The organism is Xanthobacter sp. DMC12 (genome assembly GCF_056314105.1).
On the sequence record NZ_JBQUYZ010000001.1, the window covers coordinates 572284 to 595970 of the forward strand.

Sequence of the window (23687 nt, forward strand, 5' to 3'; positions counted from 1 at the left end):
ACCGGCGCTTGCGCGGTCTGGGCGAACGCCTTAAGAACACGCGCTCGTGAGGCCACGTGGCGGAGTGGTTACGCAGCGGACTGCAAATCCGTGTACGGGGGTTCGATTCCCTCCGTGGCCTCCAGTTTTCCGCGAAAATTTAAGCCAGTGACCCGCTTCCGCCCGCTTAGCGGTGCTGCGATGCAGCACGCCTTCGGGGCTGCAAGTTGACTTGGCTCCCTGCTGGCGGTTCATGGGGACACCGAAGCGGTCCCGCATCCGGACGCCGCCGGAGATGTACATGAACGCGAAAGCCGCCCAGCAGCGCCTCGGGCCTCCGCCCACTTCGGACGAGACCAATGCCGTCCTGCGGCGCCTCCTCCTGTCCGACGGCCGCAAGCACTGGAAGGGGTATGTGCTGGCCTTCGTTTTCATGGGCACCATGGCCGCCTGCACGGCCGGGCTCGCCTATCTGATGAACGATGCGGTCAACGCCATCTTCGTGCATCCCACGCCCGCAGCGGTATGGGCGGTGTCTGGCATTGTGATGGCGCTTTCCATCATCAAGGGCGCCTCGGCCTACGGGCAGAGCATCACCATGGCGCGCATCGGCAACCGGGTGGTGGCCGACAACCAGAAGCGCGCCTTCGACCGGCTGCTGCTGCAGGATGCCGCCTATTTCGGCCATCGCCACACGGCCGAGATCACCACCCGCTTCACTGCCGGCGCCGCGGGCGCGCGGGGGGCGCTGGATCTCATCGTCACCAGCATCGGCCGCGATTTCCTCTCGCTCATCATGCTGGCCGGCGTCGCCTTCGTGCAGGATCCCTTCCTGGCCGTGATCGCCCTCGTTGTGATGCCGGCGGCGGTGCTGGGCACGCGCAAGCTCATCAAGAAGGCCAAGACCATCTTCACCACCGGCTTCACCTCCGGCGTGAAGCTGTCCTCCATCGTCATGGAGGTGTTCCAGGGCATTCGCACGGTGAAGGCCTACACGCTCGAACCGGTGATGCGGGACCGCACCCACAAGTTCATCGACGACGTGGAGATCAACGCGAACCGCCTCGTACGCACCCAGGCGAAATCCAGCCCCCTCATGGAGACGCTGGGCGGCCTCGCCATCGGCGGCGTGATTCTCTACGCCGGATATAATGTGATCGAGCTGGGACGTTCGCCGGGCCAGTTCTTCTCGGTGCTCACGGCGCTGCTGCTGGCTTACGAGCCCGCCAAGCGCCTGTCGCGCCTGCATGTGGAACTGGTGAGCCATGTGATGGGCGCGCGCATGCTGTTCGACCTGCTGGACGCACCCGCCCCCGACGCCGAAGCCCCGGACGTGGCCGCCCTGCCCCGTCCCCGCGGCCGGGTGGAGTTCAAGGACGTGGTGTTCGCCTATCGCCCCGGCGAGAACGTGCTGCGTGGCCTCGACCTCGTGGCGGAGCCCGGCCGGACGACCGCGTTGGTCGGCCAGTCCGGCGGCGGCAAGACCACCATCATCAATCTCATCGAGCGATTCTACGATCCCCAGTCCGGCGCCGTGCGCATCGACGAGGTGGACACCCGCACCGTGTCGCGCACCTCCGTGCGGGCCTCGGTGGCGCTGGTGAGCCAGGACGTCTACCTGTTCTCCGGCACCATCCGCGAGAACATCGGCTTCGGCCGGCCGGGCGCCTCGGAAGAGGAGATTGTCGCCGCGGCCAAGGCGGCCCATGCGCATCCCTTCATCATGGGCTTCGAGAACGGCTACGACACCTTCGTGGGCGAACACGGGGCGCAGCTCTCCGGGGGACAGCGCCAGCGCATCGCCATCGCCCGCGCCTTCCTGAAGAACGCGCCGATCCTGCTGCTGGACGAAGCCACCGCCGCGCTCGACTCCGAATCGGAGGCCGAGGTGCAGAAGGCCCTCGCGGAACTCGCCCACGAGCGCACCACCATCGTTATCGCCCACCGGCTCCAGACCGTGGTGCGCGCCGACCGCATCTGCGTGATCGAGGGCGGCCGCGTGGTGGAGAGCGGCACCCATGACGAGCTGATTGCCCGCCGTGGCCGCTATTACGGATTCTATTTCGCCCAGTTCGCCCACGAGGGCGCGAATCCCGGCTCAAGCGCGGGCGGAGCGGTTGCCTCCGGAGACGGGGGCGATCTGCTCCGCGCCTGAAGAATCCTGCACCGGCGCCACTTTGTGCGCCGGTGCGGCAACTTCCCCTGGAAAAGCGCGTCTTACGGCTTCACAAGCGGCGATGTGGTTGCTATATCGCCGGCCTCGGTCGCGAGACCCACGGTCCCTGATAGCTCAGTTGGTAGAGCGTTCGACTGTTAATCGAATGGTCGCAGGTTCGAGTCCTGCTCAGGGAGCCATCTTTACCTCCACCTCGCGACAGTCTCCTGTCCCGCTTTGGGTTGGCGCACCTCGCCCGCCGCTGCTGTTCGGTACCGGCAGCAGACATCCATTTTGCGGATGCCTCGAATCGAGTGCCATCCGAGCATGAGCCCGCCCCCTTGCGCCGCTCTTTCTGAAAATGTAGCAACGAAGCCGTTCGGCGGAATGTCGGAGCATAGCGCAGCCTGGTAGCGCATCTGCTTTGGGAGCAGAGGGTCGCAGGTTCAAATCCTGCTGCTCCGACCACCCTTCCCCACGCACCGCCTCACCGCCCTGACGGCTCACCGGCCAGGCGGATCGACCTTCACGCCATTGGGCCCGATTTCGATCTGCATCGTGTTGCGGTCGCGCTCATAGGCCTGATAGGCGAACACACCGCCGACAACGACGAGGATCGCGATCACCCCATAGAGGACGCTGCGCGGCATTCTGGCTGCTCCCGTTGTGAACTGGCTGACGGGAGCGGCAACGTCTTCGCTTGTCCGATTGTTCCGCAGCGGCCAAGTCAGGGCTAGTCTTGCCGACAGGTGCTGCGGCACCGTACAGGCGACTCAGCCGGCCAGGAGACGGCGGGTTGGCCGCTCGGCTGATTCTACGATGCGGCAAGGCTTGCGCCGCGAGGCGGGTTTTTCAGGAAGGAAGATTGCAGATGGCTTCCGACACGGAGCTTGCCGAATGGCTTGGCTCGATGCTCAAGGCGGTGGGCACCACGCAGGCCCACACCATGGTGCAGCATTACATCCTGCGGGACATCGTCACCCAGCTCGCCGGGCTGCAAGATCGACCGGACAGCTTCATCGCCGACATGTTCGAGCGCGTCAGCGGTCTCGTCGACCAGTGCGAATTGGCCGGGAAGCCGGACATCGAAGCCGAAATGCGTTGGTATGCGGAGACGTTCTTTACCTCGATCGGCAAGACGCTCGAGCCGAAATGAGGCGCAAACCCTGATGAGGCGCGGACGCGACCCCGCCTCCGCGCGTGGTTCGCCAGACCTTCTGCGACGAAGGGGGTCGGCGAATTGCGTCACGGAGGCGGATCGAGGCTCGGCCTCGCTCATGGCCAGACATCCCTGGCGAGGGAGCCCGGCCGCTTCGGGATTTACTTGTGCAGCAGCGCCGTCTGCTGGGTCGGCGCCGGCGGGTTCCAAAGCGGAACGATGATGCGGCCCCACAGTCGCGTATCGTTGCCGCCGTAGTTCTGCTCATAGACGTCGGTGGTGAGATAAGCCTGCAGGATCACCGGCCCGAAGTCATAGCCGACAAGACCGCCGATCGCGAACTGGCTCTGCTTCTGGTAGAAGGGGATCGGGTTGTTCAGGTCGGTCGAGTAATAGGCCACCGGGCCGATTTCGAACTTTCCGAACTTCTTCGTGGCGGTCAGATCGACGTTCAGGAAGTTCGGATTGATCGTGTTGCTGACGCCATTCGCCTGGATGCCCCAGATGGCGTTCGCCGTCAGGTTCCAGCCATCCGCGGTATAGCTGAGGGCGAAGCGCTGGTTGAACGAGGTCGAATCGAAAGCGACACCCGTATTCACGCCGAGATAGAAGCCGGCCATGTAGCTGAAGCCGAAGCCGTTTCCTAGATCCCACGCCACCTGGGCGGCGAAGAACGGATTATAGAATCCGGAAGTATAATCGCCGTTCTGGACGCCGACGCCCACCACAGGAACCGCCGTCAGCAGCTGCAGTCGTCCGCCGAACAAGAAGACGGGCGTGGCCCAGGCGAGTACTGGAATGTCTACGCCGACGCAGGTGCTGTCCGGCGAGGTATTGCGGCAGCCGTAATCGGCCGTATTGACCGCATACACACCTTCCGGCAGCGGCGCGCCGGCCGCCAGACCCACGGTTTCACCTGGCTGGGTCACGGAGCCGGCGTGTGCGGGCAGGGCTTCGGGCAGCATGGCTGCCGCAGACAAAGCGGCTACGGCCGCCATTCTTGCGAATGTCGTCATTTTTTCCTCCGAAAGGCGGAGCCCTCGGCCGCCGTCCCAACGGCAGGGCTCGTCGCTGGCGCTTCCTTCGGCGCTAATGCGCCGCTCTCTTTTCAGCCCAAGGCATCGAGGCCATGGACAGCATCCCTGCCCGGCCCGCGAACGGGAAACGAGCGGAGTGGGCACTTCGGACAAACGCCCGGAGTGCAGAGGCTTCAAACGGGGAATGCTAACGGCAGCGTGTCACGACCTTAGCGGCGCGGGGATAAAACCCAGGCGCCGCTCGGGACCTTCGAGGATGCCCGGTATCCCTTGTCCGGGTCCTTGAAGCCGAAGCGGCTTTAACGTTAGCCCAATTTAAGTGCAGGCAATACTCTTCAAGCGGTCAGGCCGCCCAAATCCGGCGCAAACATGTCCGCTGTGACCTTCATGCAACAGCGCTCGAGCTTTGCCGGTGTTCAGTTGCAGATGGAGCGCGGCGAGGCAGTGGACATCTGGTCGCGGGCGACGGAATGTGTCGGCCTGCTTCGGATTCTGGGGTTCTAGCGAATCCGGCATTACCCAAGGTGAGCACGACGCCATGCTCGACATCCACTACCGTGAATACAAAATTCTGCTCCGGCCGCAGCAGTTCTACTCGCCCAAGCGTTTCGAGGACTATTGGGACGAGGTGAAGACGGTCGCCAAAAAGCACGGGGTCGGCGTCGTGACCAACAAGGACGCCTTCCATCGGCAGGTCCGTGAGGTCCTGTTCTACGATACCCCCGACTTCGACCTCTACCGGAATTCCTTCATCCTCCGCAAACGCACGTTCTACGACGACGGCTGGCCGCGCCCGGAACATGAACTCGCCCTGAAATACCGCAGCCCCGATCGCGAGAAGGCGACGGCGGTCGAGATGGCCCCCCGCATCACCGGTGCGGTCCAGGTGAAGTTCAAGGAAGAAATTCTTCCTCTCAAGGATGAATTGGGCGGCACCCGCTCGCTCTTCTCGCACAATTGCATCATTACGTCGCTCGGTGCGGTCCTGAGCCCGGCACTGAAGAACATCATGACCATATTCCCCTCCATGTCGGCGGTGGATGCGGACGGCGACTCCCAGATCGACCTCGTGAACAGCATGGCAGTGGAAGAAATCCAGGTGGACCCCGGCCACTTCGACTTCGGCCACGGCTATGAAGCGAAGGCGACGATCGCCATCTGGCGCAACCGCGCGTCCGAGCAGTCCCTGGTGGGGGAATTCGCCTTCCAGGCGAAGTTCGACCACTACAACGAGATCAACGAAAAGGCGAAGCGCCTCTCGGAGGAGTTCTTCCGCGATGTGCAGAACATGGCGCCCGAATGGGTGCAGCTCGGCACCACCAAGACCGCGATGGTCTATGGCATAGGGGCCAAGGAAGTCGCCCACTCCGAATAGGGATCACGGCGGGCCCCACCGGCCCGCTCACCTTCACCCTCCCGGCGAAAATCCATGAGCGTCACCGAGCCGCCGATCCCAGCCCCCCCAGCGCCCCACGCCCCGCAGGACGCGCCCGCAACGCAGGTTTCCCTTCTGGAAATCTTCATCACCTTCCTGATCATCGGCGGCATCAGCTTCGGCGGTGGCGTGGTCGCCTATCTGCGCAACGCGCTAGTCGTTGAGAAGGGCTGGCTGGACGAGGAGCAGTTCCTCACCGCGCTGGAAATCTCGCAGGCCCTGCCGGGCCTCAATGCCACCAACATGAGCGTCATCGTCGGCGACCGGCTTCGTGGTCCGGTGGGCGCGATCGTCGGCTTCCTCGGCATGACCCTGCCTGGCGGCCTGCTCGTGTTCGCGCTGGGCATCGTCTATGTGTCGAACCACGGCAACCCCACCATGCACAGCATCCTCGCCGGCATCGGTGCCGCCGCCGTGGGGCTGCTCGCCGCGGTGACGGTGCAGATCGGTCACAAGCAGCTGGAGCACCTCAGGGAGATCCTGCTCATCCTCATCACCGTGGTGATGGTGAGCTTCCTCCACGTCTCGCTGGTGCTGGTGCTGCTGACCGTGCTGCCGCTTGCCCTCTTCATCTATCGTCCGGGCCGCGGGGAGGCTGGCGAGCCGTGAACAACAATCCGCACACCGACCTCAGCATCCTCGGCGTCTTCTCGCTCCTCTCGCTCCTCGCCATCGGCGGCGGAACGGCGGTGCTGCCGGAAATGAAGGCGCTGACCATCGATGCCCACCACTGGCTCACCGATGGCCAGTTCCGCGACATCTACAGCCTCGGGCAGGTCGCACCGGGGCCGAACATGCTGATGGTGATCGTCATCGGCTATCACGTCGCGGGCACGCCGGGGGCGATCCTCGCCTTCACCGGCTTCTTCCTGCCGGCTTCGGTGCTGGCGCTCGGCTCCTCGCGCCTGTGGAACCACTTCGACGGCTCGCCCTGGCGGCTCGCCCTTCAGAACGCGCTGGCCCCCATCGTCGTCGGCCTGATGGCCGCCGGCACCGTCGCTGTCGCCCGCACCGCCATCACCGGCACCGAGACGACGCTGATTGCGGTGGCGGTGTTCGTCCTCGTGTATTTCGGGCCGAAGATCATCGGGAGAAAGGTCAACCCGGCGCTCTACATCTTCGCCGGCGGGCTCCTCGGCTACCTGACGCTGAAATAGGGTACGAAGCCCCTATTTTGCCGGAAACATGGGGTGGGCGATCTTGTCGCCGGCCTTGATGCCGAGCTTGCGGGCCTCGCCACCGCCGATCTCCAGCACGGCGCGCACCGGCTCGCCGGAGGAAATGGTCTCGGTGGAGAGCGGCGTGGTCATCGCCGCAACGCGGGCGATGCTGCCATCGGCGCGGATGAACACCATGTCCAAGGGAATGAGGGTGTTCTTCATCCACATGTAGACCGGCTGGTCGACCTTGAAGTCGAACAGCATGCCACCCCGCTCGGACAGCGTCTTGCGGCACATGAGGCCCTGGGTGCGCTGCTCGTTGGTGCGTGCAACCTCCACCTGGAAGGCCAGGACGCCCTTGGCGGTGACGATCTCCAGCGGGTCCAGCGCCGGATTGGGATCGATTTTGATCTGGGCGCACTCGGCCTCGGCCGCGCGGGCGACCGCCGGAAGTCCGGCCATCGGAACGGCGAGCGCGAACGCGAGCGTAAGGGTGGCCGCCGTGGCGGCCCGCGAGAGAATCTGGATCATCAATTGTTCCCGCTGGGGCCGCCGTCGGCCTTCACTTCCGCCGCCATGAGGCCCTTGGAGCCGTCGCCGTAGCGCACCAGCACGCTCTGGCCGGGGCGCAGCTCGGTGAGACCGTGCCGGCGGAGGGTTTCCATATGAACGAAGATATCGGGCGTGCCGTCGCCCTGGGTGAGGAAACCGAATCCGCGCAGCCGATTGAACCATTTCACCGTGGCCCGCTCGAAGCCGCTGGTGGGCTCGACCACGTCGCGGGTGCGGGGTGCGGCGGGCGCTGTGTGGACGGCGGTCGACAGGTCGAGCGAGAGCACGCGGAAGGCCTGGCGCCCCTTGGCGCGCTGGATGGCCTCGCACACCACGCGGGCGCCCTCCATGGCGGTCTGAAAGCCGTCGCGGCGCAGGCAGGTCACGTGAACGAGGACGTCGGGGCCGCCGTCGTCGGGCACGATGAAGCCGTAGCCCTTCGACGCGTCGAACCATTTGATGGCGCCGGTGACTTCGACGAGCCCGGCCGGCTCCTCGGTCCCGTCCTCCGAGCCGGCGGTCCGTGGCCCCAGCCCCAGTGCGTCAGACCCCATGACCACCCCGAAACTACGCGCGGCGGCGCACACGTTGCCGCGGAGATGGTAGGATAGCAACTGAATGGCGCAACGCCCACCCTCTTCGCGCGCCTTCCTCACCCATCGCCGGCAAACGGCGCGAGCACGTCGCCGATCTCGGTGCGGACCACCAGATCGGCCATGTCGTCGAACTCCGTCGGCTCGCGATTGAGGATCACCAGCCGTGCCCCCTTCTTGCGCGCCTTGAGCGGGAATCCCGCCGCCGGGAACACCACCAGCGAAGAGCCGATGACGATGAAGAGGTCGCTGGCCATGGTCAGTGTATCGGCCCGCGCCATCTCCCGCTCGGGCATCGCCTGGCCGAAGGAAATGGTCGCCGCCTTCACCGGCCCGCCGCATTCCGGGCAATCCGGAGCGATGCCGCCCGCGGCATCGAAGCGCGCCTTCACCCAGGCGAGTTCGTAGCGCGTGCCGCAGGCAAGGCAGGTGGCGTAGGTGCCATTGCCGTGCAGTTCCACCAGCGCGTCGTCCGGCACGCCGGAGGCCTGGTGCAGGCCGTCGATGTTCTGGGTGATGACGCCGGCAAGGCGCCCGCGTCCCATGAGCCGGGCAAGGGCCCTGTGCCCCCGGCCCGGCCGCGCACCGGCGAACGCCTCCTCCATGGCGAACTTGCGCCGCCACGCCTCGTTGCGCGCGGCCTTGTGGGCGACGAACACATCGAAGGGAATGGGCTTGTTCTGCGTCCACAATCCGCCGGGGGAACGGAAATCCGGGATGCCGCATTCGGTGGAGATGCCCGCCCCGGTAAAGGCGACTGCCCGCGCGGACCCGTCGAGAAGTTCCCGCAGGCGCTGCTGCGCCCCCTTGAGATCGCCTTCATAGATCATACGTCACCTGCTACTCCACCCCGGCCGGTCCGCCGGCTTGCACCCTCATACGGACGAGACCCCCGATGCGCTTCCTGCACACCATGGTCCGCGTGACCGACATCGACCAGTCGCTGGACTTCTACTGCAACAAGCTGGGTCTCAAGGAGGTGCGCCGCAAGGAGGTGCCGCAGGGCCGCTACACCCTCGTCTTCCTCGCCCCTCCCGGCCAGGAGAACGTCGCCGAGATCGAGCTGACCTACAATTGGGACAAGGAGCCTTATGGCGAGGGTCGCAACTTCGGCCATCTTGCCTTCGAGGTGGAGGACATCTACGGCCTGTGCGAGCGCCTGATGGCCTCCGGCGTCACCATCAACCGCCCGCCCCGCGACGGCTACATGGCCTTCGTGCGCTCCCCGGACAACGTCTCCGTCGAACTGCTGCAGAAGGGTGGCCCGAAGCCCCCGGCCGAGCCCTGGGCCTCCATGCCCAACACCGGCAAATGGTGAGCGCCTGACGCCCCTCGGATGAGCCGCGGCACCGTCCCGCCGGCGGCCACCTGATCCTGGGCCGGGCCTTTCGCCCACAGGGTAAATGCGCGCGGCTTTGGATAATTCCCCCACAGGCTTGCAGCCAAGCCGCCCGCCCCCTATAAGGACGCCCTCTCCGGCGGCTCAAAACCCCGGAGCGGCCGCGCGCCCTTCGTCTATCGGTTAGGACGCCACCCTTTCACGGTGGAGAGAGGGGTTCGACTCCCCTAGGGCGCGCCAGCTTCATAGACCACGCGACGATGTGGTCCTTCCCGGCATATTGCACCCCAGCGCGTATTCAGAGCTGGGCGTCCCTCTCGCTGCTCCGCGCCCTCTGTTTGGCAGGCAACGCGGGTCGTCCCCCATTTGCGGTATGCGGATGACCCCGGGCGGAGTGATTGTAACGACAGTTCAGCGAGGCCCCTCTCCGTTCAGACGCATCTGTTCGATGAACTCAGACCGGTATCGCGGATCATTCCAATAACAACGTTCCGGATCCGCGCCTGCACGGCAGCGGGGGATGTGATCCATGCTGTCAAAATCAATCCAGATCACCGTGACTGCATCGTCGATACTGCTTGTTATCCTCATCGGATCGACCAGAGCCGAGGCGCAGACAGCCCAAAACTGCCGGAATACATCGGAGGGCCGCGTCTGCGAGATCAGCCAGCCCCTCGTGAACGGTGACCCGCTCGATGTCGCGACCCTCAAGACGCGCGGGCTGGTGATCGTGAATGGCGGCTGCAGCGGCATCCTGCTGAACCGCTATTGGGTTCTCACCGCCCGCCACTGCATTACCAACGAACCGGCCGGCGCGACGGGAGCGGTCGATATTGGCTCGCCGGAATTTCCAGCAAATCAGATCACGATCACCGCCGCCTGGGACCCGACGCTGAGCGCGCAGGCGTCCGACTATTATGAATTCGCGGTCAATCGAAACCTTGGCCCTGGCGCCATCCCGGCCCGCGATATCGTGATGGTCTATCTCGGCCTTGGCGATTTCGGTCCGGTGAACGGCATCCTGCCCTACATCGCCGAGGCAGAGGGGACGGCGTCGGATCGCTGGACGGGAGTTCGGCTTCAGACGAGCGACCACATCATCCAGAACGGGCAGGGCTTCGGCACTTTCGCGAGCGGCGCCTTTCTCGCGAACGGACGGCCGGATCCGAGCAATCCTCCGCAGCAGGCGGCGGGGCTTGGAACATACCGCAGCGGCCAGTTCACACCTTCCAGCATCACCGAGACCGGCTATTCGCTGGTCTTGAACTCCGCCGCTGAGGTCGGACAGGGCGGCGACAGCGGCGGCCCGACCCTGGTCGACCGGCGCGACGGCCGCGGGCTCGCGGTGGCTGGCGTCCAGTCCACCTGCAGCGCGACGGGCTACGTGCCCAATGCGCCGACGCCGGCCGGCGCTTCGAATCCGGGATGGATCTGGGCGACCGGCATCTCCGGCTGCCACTACGTCTCGGTGGAGCCCCTGGTGCGCGAAATCGGCGAGGCCATGGCGCGCGCACCGGTCTGCAAGACCGACGCGGAATGCACCGCGCAGGTTCTTCCGCTCATCCTCGACTACGTGCGGGACGAAGCCCCCAGCGGCGGGTCTCCCAACCTGACGATCATCGTTAACTACCTCACCGACCACCAATGACGTCGAACGAAGGAGAAGCCGAAATGATCACCCGTACCGTGTGGGGCTGCGCAATCATTCTCGCGACCAGCCTCGGCGTCAGCCAGACCGCCCGCGCCCAGCAGATCACCGTGACGGCAGGAACCGTGCTCAATGCCTTCGCCGATCCGTCCGATTTCGTGGTGGAGATGGACAAGGCGGGTCGCTGCGGCTCGAAATATTTCCATATCCAGCGCGCGAAGACCAACTTCAAGGAAGTTACGGCCGTGATGCTCACGGCTTTCACTACTGGAAAGCCCTTCACCGGCTTCATCGAGAGCTGCGCCGGTGACCGCAATATTCTCAGCCACGGCGAAGTGTCCCGCTGACCCGGCAAGGCGCCCGCGGATGGAGCGCCCGTCCGGCCTCACCTCACACCTTCACCCGGAACGGCGTAAAGTCCGTGCCGACGTCGTAGACGTCCACGCCCTCCCGCCGCTTCATGAAACCGACGATCTTGTAGGTGACGGGCGTGAGCACCGCTTCCCAGCCCACCTTGAGTAGGTAGTTGGAGACCATGACCGTCAGCACGAGGTGGGTGTCCCACACCCCGAGGAAGGCGAGCGGGTAGAAGATGAGGCTGTCCACGGCCTGCCCAACGATGGTGGAGCCGATGGTGCGGGTCCAGAGCATCCGGCCTCCCGTCAGCACCTTCATCCAGGCCAGCACGAAGGCGTTGGCGAACTCGCCGCACCAGAAGGCGAGGATGGAGGCGAAGAAGATGCGGGGCGTCTGGCCGAACACGCTCGCAATGGCGTCCTGCCCCGTCCAGCCCGGAGCCGGCGGGATGGCGACGACGATGGCCGTCATCAGTGCCGCATAGACGGACGCGGCGAAGCCCACCCACACGATGCGGCGGGCTCGGGCATAGCCGTAGACCTCCGTCAGCACATCGCCGAGCACATAGGACAGGGGAAAGAACAGCACCGCCGAGCCGAACACGAACGGGCCGACGAGGGGCAGTTCCACGACCGACACCTTGGCGGCGCCGACGAGGTTGGAGCAGATCAGGATGACCGCAAAGGCCACCATGCAGTAGTCGTAGTAGCGTAGGCGCTTGCCTTCGAGGGCGCGCGCCTCCACCGGCGTGATGCCGGCGCGGGTCTCGACGCCATCGACGCCGAAGGGGGTCTTATCGGAAAGCATGTGGGGCAGCCTCGATGCTGCACCGCATTAAACCGCAAAGTGCAGCCCAAGCCCAGCTGGCGCAGCGGAAGCCGGCCCGAAGGCTCACCGCGAGAAGGTTGCCACCAGCTCCACATGAGCCGAATAGCGGAACTGGTCCACCGGCACCACGCCCTCCAGCCGCATCCCGCCGGCCACGAGAAGCGCCGCATCCCGGGCGAAGGTGGCGGCATTGCAGGAGACGTAGACGAGGCGGGGAAGCCGCGAGACCGCAAGCTCACGCGCCTGCGCCTCCGCGCCCTGTCGCGGCGGATCGATCACCACGGCCTCGAAGGCGGCAAGCTCGGCCGCCATCAGCGGGCGGCGGAACAGGTCGCGCGCCTCGCCTTCCACCAATTTCAGTCCCGGCGTATGGCCAGCCTTGAGCAGAGCGGCGAGCGCGCCAGCGTGGCTTTCGGCCGCGAACACGCGGGCGGTTTCGGCGAGGCGCAAAGCGAAGGTGCCCACGCCGGCGAACAGGTCGGCCACCTTGCGGGCGCCGGCCATGCCTGCCGTCACCCGCTCCGCCAGCACCCGCTCGCCCTCCGCCGTCGCCTGAAGGAAGGCGGCGGGCGGCAGATCCACCCGCGCCCGGCCCATGGCGAGGCGGGGCGGCTCGCGCTGGATGACGAGTTCGCCGTGGCGCGTCAGCCGGGCGAGGCGGAAACGGTCGGCGATCACGGCGAGATCGGTGAGGAGCGCGGGCGGCAGCGGGCCGGAGCCGCGCACGTCCATGTCCAGCCCGGTATCGGTGGCGATGATCTGGAGATCGAGCGGCTTCTTCAGCGGCGCCAGCGCCTCCGCCACCGCGCGGGCGGCCGGGAGCGCCTGGTCGAGGCTCGGGGCCAGCACGGGACAGTCGTCGATGGCAACCATGGCGTGGGACTTGCGCTCAGCGAAGCCGACCACCGTCCGCGCGCCATACTGGCGGGCGTGGAAGATCACCCGGCGACGCCCGGCTCCATGCGCGTCGATCGTAGGGGCGACGTCCGCCTCGATCCCCTCGCGGGCGAGGGCATCCACCACCATCTGCCGCTTCCAGGCGAGATACGGCGCGCTCTCCCAATGCTGGAGCAGGCAGCCGCCGCAGCGTCCGAAATGCGGGCACGGGGGCTCCACCCGCTCGGCGCTGGGTTCGATAACGGCATCGAGGCGGATGCGCTCGCCCTCCGCCTCCCCGCGCACCAGCTCCCCGGCGAGGGTAAGCGGCGCGAACAGCGGGCCGGTGGGGCCACGGGCGATGCCATCGCCCTGCGCGCCCATGCGCTCGATGCGGAACTCGGTCACGGTCGGATGGCCCCCACGAGATATTCCTGATTGCCGTCGCCACCGGCGATGGGCGACGGGATGCGGCCGAGACCGCGCCAGCCCAGCGCCGCGATCTCCTGCTCCACCTTGGTGCAGACTTCGTCCCGCACCGCTGCGTCGCGCACCACGCCCTTGCGAACGAAGGCGCGCCCCGCCTCGAACTGCGGCTTCACCAGCGCCACCAGCCGCGCTCTGGGCGCTGCGAGCGAAAGAGCGGCCGGCAGCACCAGCGCCAACGGAATGAAGCTGACGTCGATGACGATCAGGTCGAAGCCGCCCGGAACCAGGGCGGGATCGAAGGTGCGGATGTCCGTTTCCTCGAACAGGCGGACGCGCGGATCGTCCCTCAGCCGGGCATGGAATTGGTCGCGGCCCACATCCACCGCATGCACCCGGCGCGCACCGCGGCGCAGCAGCACTTCGGTGAAGCCGCCGGTGGAGGAGCCGACATCCAGCGCCTCGGCGCCAGCGGGATCAATGGCGAAGGCGTCGAGGCCCGCCGCAAGCTTGAGCGCGCCGCGCGACACATAGTCGTGGACGTCCTCCGCCTCAATGCGCGCGCCGACGTCGATCTCCGCCGAGGCCTTGGCCACGACGACGCCATCCACCTTCACCAGCCCGGCGGCAAGCGCGGCCTGGGCACGGGCCCGGCTGTCGAACAGGCCACGCTCGACCAGAAGCCGGTCGAGCCGCATGCGCCGGCTGGCGTCCTGCTCGCCGTCACTTGCCGAATGCGAATGAGGTTTCAACATTTTTTGCCGCAGGGCTCCCTGCCCGATGTCGCGGGCGGCCGGGGGCCGTGATATGCGATGGCTGCGGGGGAAGCAAACACCAGTCGACAGTTGCGATTCGGAGGCCGGAGGCGCGTTTGCCCGGCAGCCGGTTCGGTCGACGATGCGGCGAGGGGCAAGGACCCGGTGGCAATGGGTGGATGGTTCTACGGCCGGTGCGCGATCCTTGCGGTCGCCGCAGCGTTTGTGCTTGCCCCGGTCCCGGGCGAGGCTGCGCCGAAATCCACCGGCAAGTCCGGCGGAAAAGCCGAATCCAAAAAGGCTGAGTCCAAGGCTGATCCGCGGGTGTGGATGGTGGTCAAGGTTGACGAGACCTATGTGCTGCGCTTCGGCCTGCCGCGCACCGCTGATCCCGTTTTCGCCGTCTCGTGCCAGCCCGGCGCGCAGCTGATCCAGTTCACCGCCGAAGTGACATCCGGCAAGGTGAAGGCCGGCGATGGCGTCGCGCTCTCCCTCGCAGCCGGCAAGCGTCGGCTCGAGTTGGCCGCGTCCGCCTTCCGGGGCTCGGCGGAGGGCAAGGTGGTCGTGGAAGCGGCGGTCGCGCTCGACGGCCGGGTCCTCGACCTCTTCTCCGATGCGGACAATCTCGTCGTGCGCCTGCCAGGGGCCACCGAAACCTATCCGCTCTCAGGTGCCAAGCCCAAGCTGCCGGACTTCCGCCGCGCCTGCCTCGCCCCGCTGCCCGCCCCTGCCGACCGCAGATAAATTACTGACAAATAAAGAAAAAGACGTGCGGACGCGGCATCTTTCCCTTTTGGGCCGAGCCGTTATGATCCGTCGCCGAAATAGGGACACTGACATGCTTCGTATTGCTCTCGCCGCTGCCATCTCCCTGCTCGCCATTGCCGGCCCCGCCGCCGCGCAGGACAAGCCGGCGGAAAAGATGACCTGGCACATCCAGGACAGCGAGGACACCGCCGCTTTGGTGTTCGGCGTGCCCGACAGCGACAAGGCTGCGATCTTCTTCCTGTGCCAGAAGGACGGATCGGCCATCACCGTCCAGTCCATGATCGGCTCTAAGGATCTGACACGCGGCGCCGAGACGGCGATTGTGCTGACCGCCGGCAGCGTCAAGAAGAGCTTCCCCGGCAAGGCGGTCGCCATGGAAGAAGGCGACGCCGTCAACGTGGAGGCTCCGGCGCAGATGGCCGACCTGAAGGCACTGGTGAAGGCCTCCGGCACGCTGAATATCGAGGTGAAGGGCGCCAAGAGGGCCATTTCCCTCGCTGGCATCGGCCCGGGCGTCACCAAGTTCGAGACCGCCTGCAAGCCCAAGAGCTGAAAAGCCCAAGAGCTGAGCGGCTAGGCTCGCACGCGCCTCAGGCGGCGCCGGCGAGCCCCCCGGCCTTCTCGATGAAGGCGGCCACCACGTCCACCCCCACGCCGTTGCGGATGGAGGAGAAGACGTAGGGCCGGCCCGCCCGCATCCGGATGGTGTCCGCTTCCATCACCTTGAGATCGGCGCCGACCATGGGCGCGAGATCGGTCTTGTTGACCACCAGCAGGTCCGACCGCGTGATCCCCGGCCCGCCCTTGCGCGGGATCTTCTCTCCCCCCGCCACATCGATGACGTAGATCGTGATGTCCGCCAGCTCGGGTGAGAATGTCGCCGCGAGATTGTCGCCACCGGATTCGATCAGCACCAGATCAAGGTCGGGGAAGCGGGCGTTCATGTCCGCCACGGCGCGCAGGTTGATGGACGCATCCTCGCGGATCGCCGTGTGCGGGCAGCCGCCGGTCTCGACACCGAGAATGCGCTCTGGCGGCAGTGCGCCGGCGACCGTCAGAAGGCGGGCGTCTTCCTTGGTGTAGATGTCGTTGGTGATGGCGCACAGGTCGTAGCGGTCGCGGAAGGCCTTGCAGAGCGCTTCCATCAGCGCGGTCTTGCCGGAACCGACCGGGCCGCCGACACCGACGCGCAGGGGATTCTTGCCGGAACTCATGAGCGGAACAGCCTCGTATATTGGGTTTCGTGGCGAAAGCTGCCGAGATCGGCGCGGAAGGTGGCGCTGCCGAGATCATCCAGCGTGAGGGCGGGGATTTCCGCCGCGAGCGCCCGCACGGCGGGCGCAAGGCCAGCGACGACGCGGGTGCCCGCCGTCTGGCCCACGGGGGCGAGGCGGATGCCGGACGACACCAAAGCCTGCACCAGCGCCAAGAGGAAGCCTTCCAGCGTCGGCGCGAGCGGAATGCCATGTGCCCCCGCCGCCAGCCCTACCGCGACGGGATAGGCTACCTCCCCGGAGAGAGCACCGGCCGCAGTCTCCAGCGCTGGCGAAGGCCATGCCGCCCGCACGGCATCGAGGAAGGACCGGCCCTGCTGACAGGTTTCCAGCCTCAGCTCGGCGGAGGGCGCAAGGCAGACCGCCAGGGCGTTCACCTCGGCGAGCGCCCCCCCATCTTCTCCCACCGCCGCGCGCCACGCATGGGCAAGCAGGATGCCGTCGGATCGACCGAACCCGAGGCGCATCAGGTCCGAGACCTGCGCGGCAAGGCTCGCTTCGTCCCGCACATCGCCCGCCTCCACCGCCCATTCGAGGGCGTGGGAATAGGCATAGGCGCCCACCGGGAAGGACGGCGAGAGCCAGGCGAAGAGCGGGAGCAGGTCGGGTTGCGCGGACCCGCCCTCGGCCGGCGCGTCGCCGGGTAGATCAGCCATGCTTGTGGTCGTGCCCGCAGCCGGGGCCGTGGACATGGCCTTCGGCAGCGTGGGCATGGTGATGGTCATGATCATGGGAATGGTCGTGGCCATGCTCATGGTGCTGATGCGCACGCTCATGGGGATGATGGTCGTGCGCGTGATCATGACCGCATCCGCACGCATCGCCGTGGGCATGGCCATCATGCTCATGCCCATGGTGCTCATGCCCATGGTGTTGATGACCATGATGGTCGTGATCGTGGTGGTCGTGATCGTGGTGGTCGTGATCGTGGTGGTCGTGATCGTGATGCGCGTGGCCATGCCCGCCATGGGCCTCGGCGGCCTCATAGGCGCCCTTCTCGGGGCGGAAGGGCCGCGTCACCTTGGCGACGCCGGCACCGAGGCCGCGGACCATCTCGGTGAGCACGTGGTCGTCGACGAAATAGACGGCGGTTTCGGTGATCTCCGCGGGCACATGCCGGTTGCCGAGGTGCCAAGCCACCTTCATCAGCCGCAGCGGATTGGCGGTGGTGACCTCCACGAGGTCCTCGGCGGCTGCCTTGATGCGGACGAGGCGGCCGTCCTCAAGCTTCACCGCGTCGCCGTCGTCCAGCACCGTCGCCTTGTCGAGGTCGAGCAGAAACGAAAGGCCGCCGTCCGCCGTGAAGGCGAAGCGGCGGCGATGGCGCGCGTGGTGGTCGAGGGTGATTTCGTCCGCCACCTTTTCCGGGCGGACGGCGGGACGGCGGACGACGGTGGTGGCGCGGATCATAAAGACATCCCGATTTCCTCCGCCCCCTTGGAGAGCATGGGTGGTGCGGGTCGCAGAAGGGCTCAAGAAGCATCTTCCTCTCGACGCGGAGATGAAATATACCTAAGATTGCATTCTATCATAAACACACCATTGACGAGCGCGATGCCAAAGCCTTCCCCTGTCCCTGCCGAGCAGGATGCTCAGAATATCGAATCCCGGGTGATGCGGAGCCTTACCCGCATGCTGGCGGCCGGAGGGTTCTCCGTTGTCGATACTGATCCGTGCAGTGATCTCAAAACATTGGTTGGTCGCTACATCCGAAGGATGAGCGAAAAGCACGCTGAATCGATCAATCCCGCGATTGAGGCCAGTAAAGGAAGCAAAAAACGCGAAGACCTGATCTCTCAATCAGTCGACAATCAGATTACTGTACACACGGCAGCCATCGCGAGATATGGCTCGAAATTGAACAACATCAAACCAGAGCTAATGTTTGGCGCCATCCCGTGCCATGAAGGCGTTTCAAATCGAAATATACTTGATGAATTATACAATGAATCAATTAACAAATTTGAAGAAAGGCGAAATATGATGCCAAAATCAAAGCGATTTCAGAGAAAGCACAGAGAGAGAACTCATTCATTTCCTTGGCCGCTTCATCTTTTGAAAGATTGAGAATTTTGGGAGCAGCTATAATGCGGGATGGAGACAAGGAGTCAACAAAGGAGCTTCTTTCGTTTTTTCGTAGTATTTTTACCACTGATATTTCCATTATGATATTATCACTTAGCTTAAAAGATAAATTAAAAATCACAATTCCGCCGTTATTTAACGTATCAATCGTTCTTTTTGCTTTATCTGCGGCATTTTGTTTTTATCTATTCGCCAATATAATACCTAAGATATTCCATGAGCAGGAGGGAATTATCAACGATTACGATGTCGTGCTGCCGGGCGTCGTTGCCATCCTCGGCTTCGGCGCCGGCAGCACTCTTTTTGTCCTAAGCCAAATTCTTTAGGATCTGTTCGGGTCCGGCTGCGCTCAGGTGGCGCTGTCCTGCCGATTCTGGTTGGTCTCGAACAGGAACCACAGGCGCTTCTCGGCCTCGTCCACATATTCTTCCAGCAGGCTGGCGGTGGCAATGTCCTCCGCCTCGTCGCAGATCTCGTGCGCTTCGCGCATGGTCTTGATGGCCGCCTTGTTGTCGGCGATCAGCTCCGCGAACATGGCCTCGGGCGAGACGTAGGGCTCGTTGTTCTCCTTGAGCCCCGTGAGCTTCAGGATCTCGCCATAGGAATGCACCGTCCGGCAGCCGATCTTGCGGACACGCTCGGCCAGCGGATCGATGGTCGCCTGGATGGTGTCGGCCTGCTCGTCGAGCAGCAGGTGATAGTCGCGGAAGTGCTTGCCGCTGACGTGCCAGTGGAAGTTCTTGGTCTTCAGATAGAGCACGAAGCTGTCGGCCAGCACGCGGTTGATGGCATCTGCCACCTTCTGTGCCTTGGCGCTGTCGAGGTCGGTGGGGGTGGCGAGGGCAGAGGTCTTCGCCGGCTTCTTGGTCAATGAACGAACGACGGCCATGGGTGTGGCTCCTCAAATGAAGCGTTGCAACACCCGCTGGAACGAGGAGCCACGGCGAAGGTTCCGCCGCGCCGTGGCGATATTCGCTCAGAACAGGAAGTAACGCTGCGCCATGGGCAGCACTTCCGCCGGCTCACAGACCAGCAGCTCGCCGTCCGCGCGCACGTCGTAGGTCTCGGGATCGACCTCGATGTGGGGCGTGGCGTCGTTGTTGATCATGCTCTTCTTGGAGATGCCGGAGCGGGTGTTCTCCACCGCCACCAGCTCCTTGGATATGCCGAGGCGCCCGGCGAGGCCGTCCTCGATAGCGACCTTCGAGACGAAAGTGAGGGAGGTGTGGGTCCGCGCCCGGCCATAGGCGCCGAACATGGGGCGGTAATGCACCGGCTGGGGCGTGGGGATGGAGGCGTTGGGATCGCCCATCTGCGCGATGGCGATGGCGCCGCCCTTGATGACGAGATCCGGCTTCACGCCGAAGAAGGCCGGCGTCCACAGCACGAGATCGGCGAGCTTGCCCGCCTCCACCGACCCGATGTGCCGCGACATGCCGTGGGCGATGGCCGGATTGATCGTGTATTTGGCGATGTAGCGGCGGGCGCGGATGTTATCGCTGTCGGTCTCGCCAGGGAGCGGGCCGCGCTGGCGCTTCATCTTGTCCGCCGTCTGCCACGTGCGGATGATGACCTCGCCCACCCGGCCCATGGCCTGGCTGTCCGAGCTCATCATCGAGAGCGCGCCGATGTCGTGGAGGATATCCTCGGCGGCAATGGTTTCCTTGCGGATACGGCTTTCCGCGAAGGCGAGATCCTCGGCGATGTCCGGATCGAGATGGTGGCACACCATGAGCATATCGAGATGCTCGTCGATGGTGTTGCGGGTGAAGGGGCGCGTCGGGTTGGTGGAGGACGGCAGCACGTTCGGCAGGCCCGCCACCTTGATGATGTCCGGCGCATGTCCCCCGCCCGCCCCTTCCGTATGGAAGGCGTGGATGGTGCGGCCCTTGAAGGCGGCGATGGTGTCTTCGACGAAGCCCGACTCGTTCAGCGTGTCCGAATGGATCATCACCTGAACGTCCAGCGCGTCGGCCACCGAGAGGCAGCAGTCGATGGCGGCTGGCGTGGTGCCCCAGTCCTCGTGCAGCTTGAGGGCGGCCGCGCCGGCCAGCACCATCTCCTCGAGCGCGCCGGGCAGCGAGGCGTTGCCCTTGCCGGCGAAGGCGAGGTTCATGGGAAAGGCGTCCGCCGCCTCGATCATGCGGGCGATGTGCCACGGCCCCGGCGTGCAGGTGGTGGCGAAGGTGCCGGTCGCCGGTCCCGTGCCGCCGCCGAGCATGGTGGTAACGCCGGAGGCCAGCGCCTCCTCGATCTGCTGCGGGCAGATGAAATGGATGTGGCTGTCGAACCCGCCTGCGGTGAGGATCTTCCCCTCGCCCGCGATGATCTCCGTGCCGGGGCCGATGATGATGTCGACGCCCGCCTGCACGTCGGGATTGCCGGCCTTGCCGATGCGGGCGATGCGCCCGTTCTTCAGCCCCACGTCCGCCTTCACCACCCCCCAGTGATCGAGGATGACGGCGTTGGTGATGACCGTATCCATCGCCCCGTCGGCGTTCGTTACCTGGGACTGGCCCATGCCGTCGCGGATCACCTTGCCGCCGCCGAACTTCACCTCCTCGCCATGGACGGTGAAATCCTTCTCGATCTCGATCACCAGCGCGGTGTCGGCAAGGCGCACCCGGTCGCCCGTGGTGGGGCCGAACATGTGGGCATAGGCGGCGCGGGGCATGCGGCCGGTGGTCATGGTCTCGCTCCTGAAATCTCGCGCATGCGGGCCGGGGATTACTTGCTGGCGCCGTCGTACTCGATGGGGTGAAGGCTCTTCACATCCACGCCGTCGAGGCAGCGGGCGTTCACCGCCACCGTCTCGGTGCCATCGGGCGCCGTGCCGCGGGCGAAGGATTCGATGCCGCAGGTGGTGCAGAACAGGTGGTGGATTTTGCCGGTATTGAAGAGGTATTCGGTGGTCTTTCCCTCCCCCGACGTGAGGGTGAAGGCGCTCGCCGGGGCAAAGGCGAGGATGCCGCCGACGCGTCGGCAGCGGGAACAGTTGCAGGTCACCGTGCGGTCGAGATCGACATCCACTTCATAGTGGACAGCGCCGCACTGGCATCCGCCGGAATAGTGCTGAACCGCCATGTCAGAGCCCTCCCTGTATGGCGGCGCGGAAGCCGTAGACCTCGCGCTTGCCGCCGAACGGCACCAGCGTCACGTCCCGCGTGGCGCCCGGCTCGAAGCGCACCGCCGTGCCGGGGGCGATGTCGAGGCGCATGCCGCGCGCCTTGTCCCGGTCGAAGTCCAGCGCCGGGTTGGTCTCGAAGAAATGGTAGTGGCTGCCCACCTGGATGGGCCGGTCGCCGGTGTTGGCGACGGTGAGGTGGACCCGCTCGGCGCCCTCGTTGAAATGGATGTCGCCTTCCTGCGGCAGCAGCTCCCCGGGCACGCTCTCCGATGGCGTGCCACGGATGGGGTGATGGACGGTGACGAGTTTGGTGCCGTCCGGAAACGTTGCCTCCACCTGGATGTCGTGGATCATCTCCGCGATGCCTTCCATCACCTGATCCGAGGTGAGCACCTTGGCACCGGCCTCCATCAGATCGGCGACCGTGCGGCCGTCGCGCGCCCCCTCGACCACGAAATCGGTGATGAGCGCGACCGCTTCCGGATGGTTCAGCTTCACGCCGCGGGCGAGGCGCTTGCGCGCCACCTCGGCGGCCATGGCGACCAGGAGCTTGTCCTTCTCGCGCGGCGTCAGCAGCACGGCATCTCTCCTTGAACGAGCATCAGGTGGCCCACACCCGGGGCAGCGGAGCCTTTCGGAAGGCCATCAGAAACGAGGTCGCGGCCCGGCGCAACGTCCCGATGTCAGGGGCGAGCCAGCGCACGGCGAGAATGCCGTTCCAGGCGCTGGCCCCGGCCTCGCAGGGAACACTCATCGGCACGTTCTCCATCAGCGCCCGCGCCTCCTCCAGCCGCGCCTCGGCGTCGGGGGCAATGTAGAGGAGCGTCGCCAGCGCCCGCGCGCCTGCGGCAACCGCGGGGCGCTCCAGCAGTGCACCGATGGGGCCAGACAGGCGGAAGGCATCGGCGAAGATGAGCCCGCCGGCACGCCGGATGCGCCAGTGGTCCTCCAGATGCCCCTCCCCCATGGCATCGCCATGCGCAAGACGGCCGAGCATGAGCGCCTCGAAGGAGAGCAGGGTTGCGTCGGACGCGAGGTCGACCTCGTAGCGGCGCTTCAGGCGGGCGCGGTCGAACAGGATGGTTTCTTGCGGCAGCCATTCCAGCCGCGAGCCATCCCCAGCCGCCAACGTCACCGAGATATCCGCCAGGGGCCCATCGGAGCGATAGACCTTCTCGGCGGCCGGTGTCGCGACGGTGAGGTGCGCACGCGGCCCGACCGACGCTTCGATGGTAAAGCGGTCGCCGCAGCAGACCCCGCCCGCGGTGTTGACGATGACGGCTTCCAGCCCCGGCCCGCCGCGTGGAACGCGCAGTCGCATGGCGCCGCCCTCCGCGAGGTCGGCGACGCGCGTCACCGCGCCGAACTGCGCGGCGGCGATGCGGACGCGACCTTCGCTGCGCTGGCGCTGGGGCGGGAGGGGGGCCGACGTTTCGTCAGATCGCCATGAGGCGGCGGACATCGTCGCCATCAAGCCCGCTCCTGTCTCCGCTTGCCACCACCTCGCCGCGGTCCATCAGGATGAAGCTGTCAGCGAGGTCGCGGGCGAACTCGAAATACTGCTCCACCAGCACGATGGCCATGTCGCCCTTGTCCCGGAGATAGGAGATGGCGCGGCCGATGTCCTTGATGATGGAGGGCTGGATGCCCTCGGTCGGCTCGTCCAGCACCAGCAGGCGCGGGCGGGTGACAAGGGCGCGGCCGATGGCGAGCTGCTGCTGCTGCCCGCCGGAAAGATCGCCGCCGCGCCGCCGGAGCATGGATTTCAGCACCGGGAAGAGGTCGAACACCTCCTGCGGCACATATTTCTCCTTGCCAGACAGCCGGGCATAGCCCGTCTCCAGGTTCTCCTTCACCGAGAGCAGCGGGAACACCTCCCGCCCCTGCGGCACGAAGCCGATGCCCATCGCCGCGCGGTCGGGGGTGGAGAGCCTGGAGATCTCCTTCCCGTCCAGCGTGATGGAGCCGCCGGCGATGGGCCGCTGGCCGACGATGGCGCGCAGAAGCGAGGTCTTGCCGACGCCGTTGCGGCCGAGCACGCACGTCACCTTGCCCGCCTCGGCCGAGACCGACACCTTCTTCAGGGTATGGGCGGCGCCGTAATAGAGGTCGAGGTTTTCCACCTTCAGCATGG

General features: G+C 65.7%; 29 protein-coding genes and 4 tRNA genes. 16 read left to right on the forward strand and 17 right to left on the reverse strand.

What is annotated here, in order from left to right:
* Window positions 1-50: 50 nt before the first annotated feature.
* The 4 genes from ACT535_RS02470 (at window position 51) to ACT535_RS02485 (ending at window position 2602) form a co-directional block, all read left to right on the forward strand.
* Window positions 51-124 (forward strand) — tRNA-Cys (locus tag ACT535_RS02470).
* A gap of 156 nt (window positions 125-280) precedes the next feature.
* A complete protein-coding gene (locus tag ACT535_RS02475; protein WP_476363236.1) occupies window positions 281-2134 on the forward strand; it encodes an ABC transporter ATP-binding protein in 1854 nt (617 codons plus the stop codon).
* A 124-nt stretch (window positions 2135-2258) separates the two neighbouring features.
* Window positions 2259-2334: transfer RNA gene (locus ACT535_RS02480), tRNA-Asn, on the forward strand.
* 191 nt (window positions 2335-2525) lie between these two features.
* Window positions 2526-2602, forward strand: a tRNA-Pro gene (locus tag ACT535_RS02485).
* A 35-nt stretch (window positions 2603-2637) separates the two neighbouring features.
* Here the strand turns inward: ACT535_RS02485 and ACT535_RS02490 are convergent.
* Window positions 2638-2784, reverse strand: coding sequence for a hypothetical protein (locus ACT535_RS02490; protein ID WP_168457858.1), 147 nt, complete (start codon window positions 2782-2784; stop codon window positions 2638-2640).
* 221 nt (window positions 2785-3005) lie between these two features.
* On the opposite strand from ACT535_RS02490, the gene ACT535_RS02495 reads away from it, so the two are divergent.
* Window positions 3006-3290 (forward strand): hypothetical protein, encoded by a 285-nt coding sequence (locus ACT535_RS02495; RefSeq protein ID WP_476363237.1) that lies wholly within the window; start codon window positions 3006-3008, stop codon window positions 3288-3290.
* A gap of 164 nt (window positions 3291-3454) precedes the next feature.
* On the opposite strand, the gene ACT535_RS02500 is transcribed toward ACT535_RS02495, so the two are convergent.
* Window positions 3455-4309 carry a transporter gene (locus ACT535_RS02500; RefSeq protein ID WP_168457860.1) on the reverse strand — a complete coding sequence of 285 codons (855 nt, stop codon included), beginning with the start codon at window positions 4307-4309 and terminating at the stop codon, window positions 3455-3457.
* A 559-nt stretch (window positions 4310-4868) separates the two neighbouring features.
* Between ACT535_RS02500 and ACT535_RS02505 the strand changes: the two genes are divergently transcribed.
* Genes ACT535_RS02505 through ACT535_RS02515 form a run of 3 tightly spaced genes read left to right on the forward strand, consistent with a single transcriptional unit; the run spans window position 4869 to window position 6922 of the window.
* A complete protein-coding gene (locus tag ACT535_RS02505; RefSeq protein ID WP_476363238.1) occupies window positions 4869-5705 on the forward strand; it encodes a hypothetical protein in 837 nt (278 codons plus the stop codon).
* A gap of 54 nt (window positions 5706-5759) precedes the next feature.
* Window positions 5760-6374 carry a chromate transporter gene (locus ACT535_RS02510; RefSeq protein WP_476363239.1) on the forward strand — a complete coding sequence of 205 codons (615 nt, stop codon included), beginning with the start codon at window positions 5760-5762 and terminating at the stop codon, window positions 6372-6374.
* On the forward strand, window positions 6371-6922 hold the full coding sequence (locus ACT535_RS02515; protein ID WP_476363240.1) for a chromate transporter: 552 nt from the start codon (window positions 6371-6373) through the stop codon (window positions 6920-6922). Before ACT535_RS02510 ends, ACT535_RS02515 begins: the two co-directional genes overlap by 4 nt.
* 12 nt (window positions 6923-6934) lie before the next feature.
* Here ACT535_RS02515 and ACT535_RS02520 read toward each other — a convergent pair whose 3' ends face one another.
* The 3 genes from ACT535_RS02520 to ACT535_RS02530 form a co-directional block, all read right to left on the reverse strand.
* Window positions 6935-7456: a DUF192 domain-containing protein gene (locus ACT535_RS02520; protein ID WP_476363241.1), complete on the reverse strand. Its 522-nt coding sequence runs from the start codon at window positions 7454-7456 to the stop codon at window positions 6935-6937.
* Entirely contained in the window at window positions 7456-8031 is a 576-nt protein-coding gene (locus ACT535_RS02525) for a cold-shock protein (protein WP_476330578.1), read from the reverse strand. The genes ACT535_RS02520 and ACT535_RS02525 overlap by 1 nt, the downstream gene beginning before the upstream one ends.
* A 98-nt stretch (window positions 8032-8129) precedes the next feature.
* A complete protein-coding gene (locus ACT535_RS02530) occupies window positions 8130-8900 on the reverse strand; it encodes an SIR2 family NAD-dependent protein deacylase (RefSeq protein ID WP_476363242.1) in 771 nt (256 codons plus the stop codon).
* A gap of 65 nt (window positions 8901-8965) precedes the next feature.
* On the opposite strand from ACT535_RS02530, the gene ACT535_RS02535 reads away from it, so the two are divergent.
* The 4 genes from ACT535_RS02535 (at window position 8966) to ACT535_RS02550 (ending at window position 11404) form a co-directional block, all read left to right on the forward strand.
* Window positions 8966-9388: a VOC family protein gene (locus tag ACT535_RS02535; protein ID WP_024278979.1), complete on the forward strand. Its 423-nt coding sequence runs from the start codon at window positions 8966-8968 to the stop codon at window positions 9386-9388.
* A 186-nt stretch (window positions 9389-9574) separates the two neighbouring features.
* Window positions 9575-9649 (forward strand) — tRNA-Glu (locus ACT535_RS02540).
* A gap of 289 nt (window positions 9650-9938) precedes the next feature.
* Window positions 9939-11057, forward strand: a complete 1119-nt coding sequence (locus tag ACT535_RS02545; RefSeq protein ID WP_476363243.1) for a trypsin-like serine protease — start codon at window positions 9939-9941, stop codon at window positions 11055-11057.
* A 23-nt stretch (window positions 11058-11080) separates the two neighbouring features.
* On the forward strand, window positions 11081-11404 hold the full coding sequence (locus tag ACT535_RS02550; protein ID WP_476363244.1) for a hypothetical protein: 324 nt from the start codon (window positions 11081-11083) through the stop codon (window positions 11402-11404).
* Between the two features lie 43 nt (window positions 11405-11447).
* Here ACT535_RS02550 and ACT535_RS02555 read toward each other — a convergent pair whose 3' ends face one another.
* The 3 genes from ACT535_RS02555 to ACT535_RS02565 form a co-directional block, all read right to left on the reverse strand.
* Complete coding sequence (locus ACT535_RS02555; RefSeq protein WP_168457867.1) at window positions 11448-12221, reverse strand: queuosine precursor transporter; 774 nt, start codon at window positions 12219-12221, stop codon at window positions 11448-11450.
* Between the two features lie 84 nt (window positions 12222-12305).
* Window positions 12306-13502, reverse strand: a complete 1197-nt coding sequence (locus ACT535_RS02560; protein ID WP_476363981.1) for a class I SAM-dependent RNA methyltransferase — start codon at window positions 13500-13502, stop codon at window positions 12306-12308.
* Between the two features lie 20 nt (window positions 13503-13522).
* The gene (locus ACT535_RS02565; protein ID WP_476363245.1) at window positions 13523-14299 is read right to left on the reverse strand and encodes a TlyA family RNA methyltransferase; all 777 of its coding nucleotides are present in this window, start codon (window positions 14297-14299) and stop codon (window positions 13523-13525) included.
* Between the two features lie 330 nt (window positions 14300-14629).
* Here ACT535_RS02565 and ACT535_RS02570 point away from each other — a divergent pair, with 330 nt between their 5' ends.
* Both ACT535_RS02570 and ACT535_RS02575 read left to right on the forward strand, forming a co-directional pair.
* On the forward strand, window positions 14630-15043 hold the full coding sequence (locus ACT535_RS02570; RefSeq protein WP_476363246.1) for a hypothetical protein: 414 nt from the start codon (window positions 14630-14632) through the stop codon (window positions 15041-15043).
* 94 nt (window positions 15044-15137) lie between these two features.
* On the forward strand, window positions 15138-15620 hold the full coding sequence (locus tag ACT535_RS02575) for a hypothetical protein (protein ID WP_168457870.1): 483 nt from the start codon (window positions 15138-15140) through the stop codon (window positions 15618-15620).
* Between the two features lie 37 nt (window positions 15621-15657).
* On the opposite strand, the gene ureG is transcribed toward ACT535_RS02575, so the two are convergent.
* Genes ureG through ACT535_RS02590 form a run of 3 tightly spaced genes read right to left on the reverse strand, consistent with a single transcriptional unit; the run spans window position 15658 to window position 17751 of the window.
* A complete protein-coding gene (gene ureG, locus ACT535_RS02580; protein ID WP_168457871.1) occupies window positions 15658-16281 on the reverse strand; it encodes an urease accessory protein UreG in 624 nt (207 codons plus the stop codon).
* The gene (locus ACT535_RS02585) at window positions 16278-16997 is read right to left on the reverse strand and encodes an urease accessory protein UreF (RefSeq protein ID WP_476363982.1); all 720 of its coding nucleotides are present in this window, start codon (window positions 16995-16997) and stop codon (window positions 16278-16280) included. Before ACT535_RS02585 ends, ureG begins: the two co-directional genes overlap by 4 nt.
* Window positions 16990-17751 carry an urease accessory protein UreE gene (locus tag ACT535_RS02590; RefSeq protein ID WP_476363247.1) on the reverse strand — a complete coding sequence of 254 codons (762 nt, stop codon included), beginning with the start codon at window positions 17749-17751 and terminating at the stop codon, window positions 16990-16992. Before ACT535_RS02590 ends, ACT535_RS02585 begins: the two co-directional genes overlap by 8 nt.
* A gap of 144 nt (window positions 17752-17895) precedes the next feature.
* On the opposite strand from ACT535_RS02590, the gene ACT535_RS02595 reads away from it, so the two are divergent.
* Both ACT535_RS02595 and ACT535_RS02600 read left to right on the forward strand, forming a co-directional pair.
* Window positions 17896-18408 carry a hypothetical protein gene (locus ACT535_RS02595; protein ID WP_476363248.1) on the forward strand — a complete coding sequence of 171 codons (513 nt, stop codon included), beginning with the start codon at window positions 17896-17898 and terminating at the stop codon, window positions 18406-18408.
* Window positions 18409-18428: 20 nt separating this feature from the next.
* Window positions 18429-18752 carry a hypothetical protein gene (locus ACT535_RS02600; RefSeq protein ID WP_476363249.1) on the forward strand — a complete coding sequence of 108 codons (324 nt, stop codon included), beginning with the start codon at window positions 18429-18431 and terminating at the stop codon, window positions 18750-18752.
* Between the two features lie 23 nt (window positions 18753-18775).
* Here ACT535_RS02600 and ACT535_RS02605 read toward each other — a convergent pair whose 3' ends face one another.
* The 6 genes from ACT535_RS02605 to urtE all read right to left on the reverse strand — a co-directional run bounded on the left by ACT535_RS02605 (window position 18776) and on the right by urtE (window position 23685).
* Window positions 18776-19315 (reverse strand): Dps family protein, encoded by a 540-nt coding sequence (locus ACT535_RS02605; protein WP_476363250.1) that lies wholly within the window; start codon window positions 19313-19315, stop codon window positions 18776-18778.
* A gap of 87 nt (window positions 19316-19402) precedes the next feature.
* A complete protein-coding gene (ureC, locus tag ACT535_RS02610; protein WP_476363251.1) occupies window positions 19403-21115 on the reverse strand; it encodes an urease subunit alpha in 1713 nt (570 codons plus the stop codon).
* Between the two features lie 38 nt (window positions 21116-21153).
* Window positions 21154-21510, reverse strand: coding sequence for a GFA family protein (locus ACT535_RS02615; protein WP_024278968.1), 357 nt, complete (start codon window positions 21508-21510; stop codon window positions 21154-21156).
* A gap of 1 nt (window position 21511) precedes the next feature.
* Window positions 21512-22132, reverse strand: coding sequence for an urease subunit gamma (locus ACT535_RS02620; RefSeq protein ID WP_476363252.1), 621 nt, complete (start codon window positions 22130-22132; stop codon window positions 21512-21514).
* 22 nt (window positions 22133-22154) lie between these two features.
* Window positions 22155-23024 (reverse strand): urease accessory protein UreD, encoded by an 870-nt coding sequence (locus tag ACT535_RS02625; protein ID WP_476363253.1) that lies wholly within the window; start codon window positions 23022-23024, stop codon window positions 22155-22157.
* Window positions 22990-23685, reverse strand: a complete 696-nt coding sequence (gene urtE, locus ACT535_RS02630; RefSeq protein ID WP_476298878.1) for an urea ABC transporter ATP-binding subunit UrtE — start codon at window positions 23683-23685, stop codon at window positions 22990-22992. The genes ACT535_RS02625 and urtE overlap by 35 nt, the downstream gene beginning before the upstream one ends.
* Window positions 23686-23687 lie beyond the last annotated feature (2 nt).

Coding starts and splice junctions, on each gene's coding strand:
- ACT535_RS02475 (WP_476363236.1), top strand. CDS start 281: ATGAACGCGAAAGCCGCCCAGCAGCGCCTCGGGCCTCCGCCCACTTCG.
- ACT535_RS02490 (WP_168457858.1), bottom strand. CDS start 2,784: ATGCCGCGCAGCGTCCTCTATGGGGTGATCGCGATCCTCGTCGTTGTC.
- ACT535_RS02495 (WP_476363237.1), top strand. CDS start 3,006: ATGGCTTCCGACACGGAGCTTGCCGAATGGCTTGGCTCGATGCTCAAG.
- ACT535_RS02500 (WP_168457860.1), bottom strand. CDS start 4,309: ATGACGACATTCGCAAGAATGGCGGCCGTAGCCGCTTTGTCTGCGGCA.
- ACT535_RS02505 (WP_476363238.1), top strand. CDS start 4,869: ATGCTCGACATCCACTACCGTGAATACAAAATTCTGCTCCGGCCGCAG.
- ACT535_RS02510 (WP_476363239.1), top strand. CDS start 5,760: ATGAGCGTCACCGAGCCGCCGATCCCAGCCCCCCCAGCGCCCCACGCC.
- ACT535_RS02520 (WP_476363241.1), bottom strand. CDS start 7,456: ATGATCCAGATTCTCTCGCGGGCCGCCACGGCGGCCACCCTTACGCTC.
- ACT535_RS02525 (WP_476330578.1), bottom strand. CDS start 8,031: ATGGGGTCTGACGCACTGGGGCTGGGGCCACGGACCGCCGGCTCGGAG.
- ACT535_RS02530 (WP_476363242.1), bottom strand. CDS start 8,900: ATGATCTATGAAGGCGATCTCAAGGGGGCGCAGCAGCGCCTGCGGGAA.
- ACT535_RS02535 (WP_024278979.1), top strand. CDS start 8,966: ATGCGCTTCCTGCACACCATGGTCCGCGTGACCGACATCGACCAGTCG.
- ACT535_RS02545 (WP_476363243.1), top strand. CDS start 9,939: ATGCTGTCAAAATCAATCCAGATCACCGTGACTGCATCGTCGATACTG.
- ACT535_RS02550 (WP_476363244.1), top strand. CDS start 11,081: ATGATCACCCGTACCGTGTGGGGCTGCGCAATCATTCTCGCGACCAGC.
- ACT535_RS02555 (WP_168457867.1), bottom strand. CDS start 12,221: ATGCTTTCCGATAAGACCCCCTTCGGCGTCGATGGCGTCGAGACCCGC.
- ACT535_RS02560 (WP_476363981.1), bottom strand. CDS start 13,502: ATGGGCGCGCAGGGCGATGGCATCGCCCGTGGCCCCACCGGCCCGCTG.
- ACT535_RS02565 (WP_476363245.1), bottom strand. CDS start 14,299: ATGTTGAAACCTCATTCGCATTCGGCAAGTGACGGCGAGCAGGACGCC.
- ACT535_RS02570 (WP_476363246.1), top strand. CDS start 14,630: ATGGTGGTCAAGGTTGACGAGACCTATGTGCTGCGCTTCGGCCTGCCG.
- ACT535_RS02575 (WP_168457870.1), top strand. CDS start 15,138: ATGCTTCGTATTGCTCTCGCCGCTGCCATCTCCCTGCTCGCCATTGCC.
- ureG (WP_168457871.1), bottom strand. CDS start 16,281: ATGAGTTCCGGCAAGAATCCCCTGCGCGTCGGTGTCGGCGGCCCGGTC.
- ACT535_RS02585 (WP_476363982.1), bottom strand. CDS start 16,997: ATGGCTGATCTACCCGGCGACGCGCCGGCCGAGGGCGGGTCCGCGCAA.
- ACT535_RS02590 (WP_476363247.1), bottom strand. CDS start 17,751: ATGATCCGCGCCACCACCGTCGTCCGCCGTCCCGCCGTCCGCCCGGAA.
- ACT535_RS02595 (WP_476363248.1), top strand. CDS start 17,896: ATGCCAAAGCCTTCCCCTGTCCCTGCCGAGCAGGATGCTCAGAATATC.
- ACT535_RS02600 (WP_476363249.1), top strand. CDS start 18,429: ATGCGGGATGGAGACAAGGAGTCAACAAAGGAGCTTCTTTCGTTTTTT.
- ACT535_RS02605 (WP_476363250.1), bottom strand. CDS start 19,315: ATGGCCGTCGTTCGTTCATTGACCAAGAAGCCGGCGAAGACCTCTGCC.
- ureC (WP_476363251.1), bottom strand. CDS start 21,115: ATGACCACCGGCCGCATGCCCCGCGCCGCCTATGCCCACATGTTCGGC.
- ACT535_RS02615 (WP_024278968.1), bottom strand. CDS start 21,510: ATGGCGGTTCAGCACTATTCCGGCGGATGCCAGTGCGGCGCTGTCCAC.
- ACT535_RS02625 (WP_476363253.1), bottom strand. CDS start 23,024: ATGGCGACGATGTCCGCCGCCTCATGGCGATCTGACGAAACGTCGGCC.
- urtE (WP_476298878.1), bottom strand. CDS start 23,685: ATGCTGAAGGTGGAAAACCTCGACCTCTATTACGGCGCCGCCCATACC.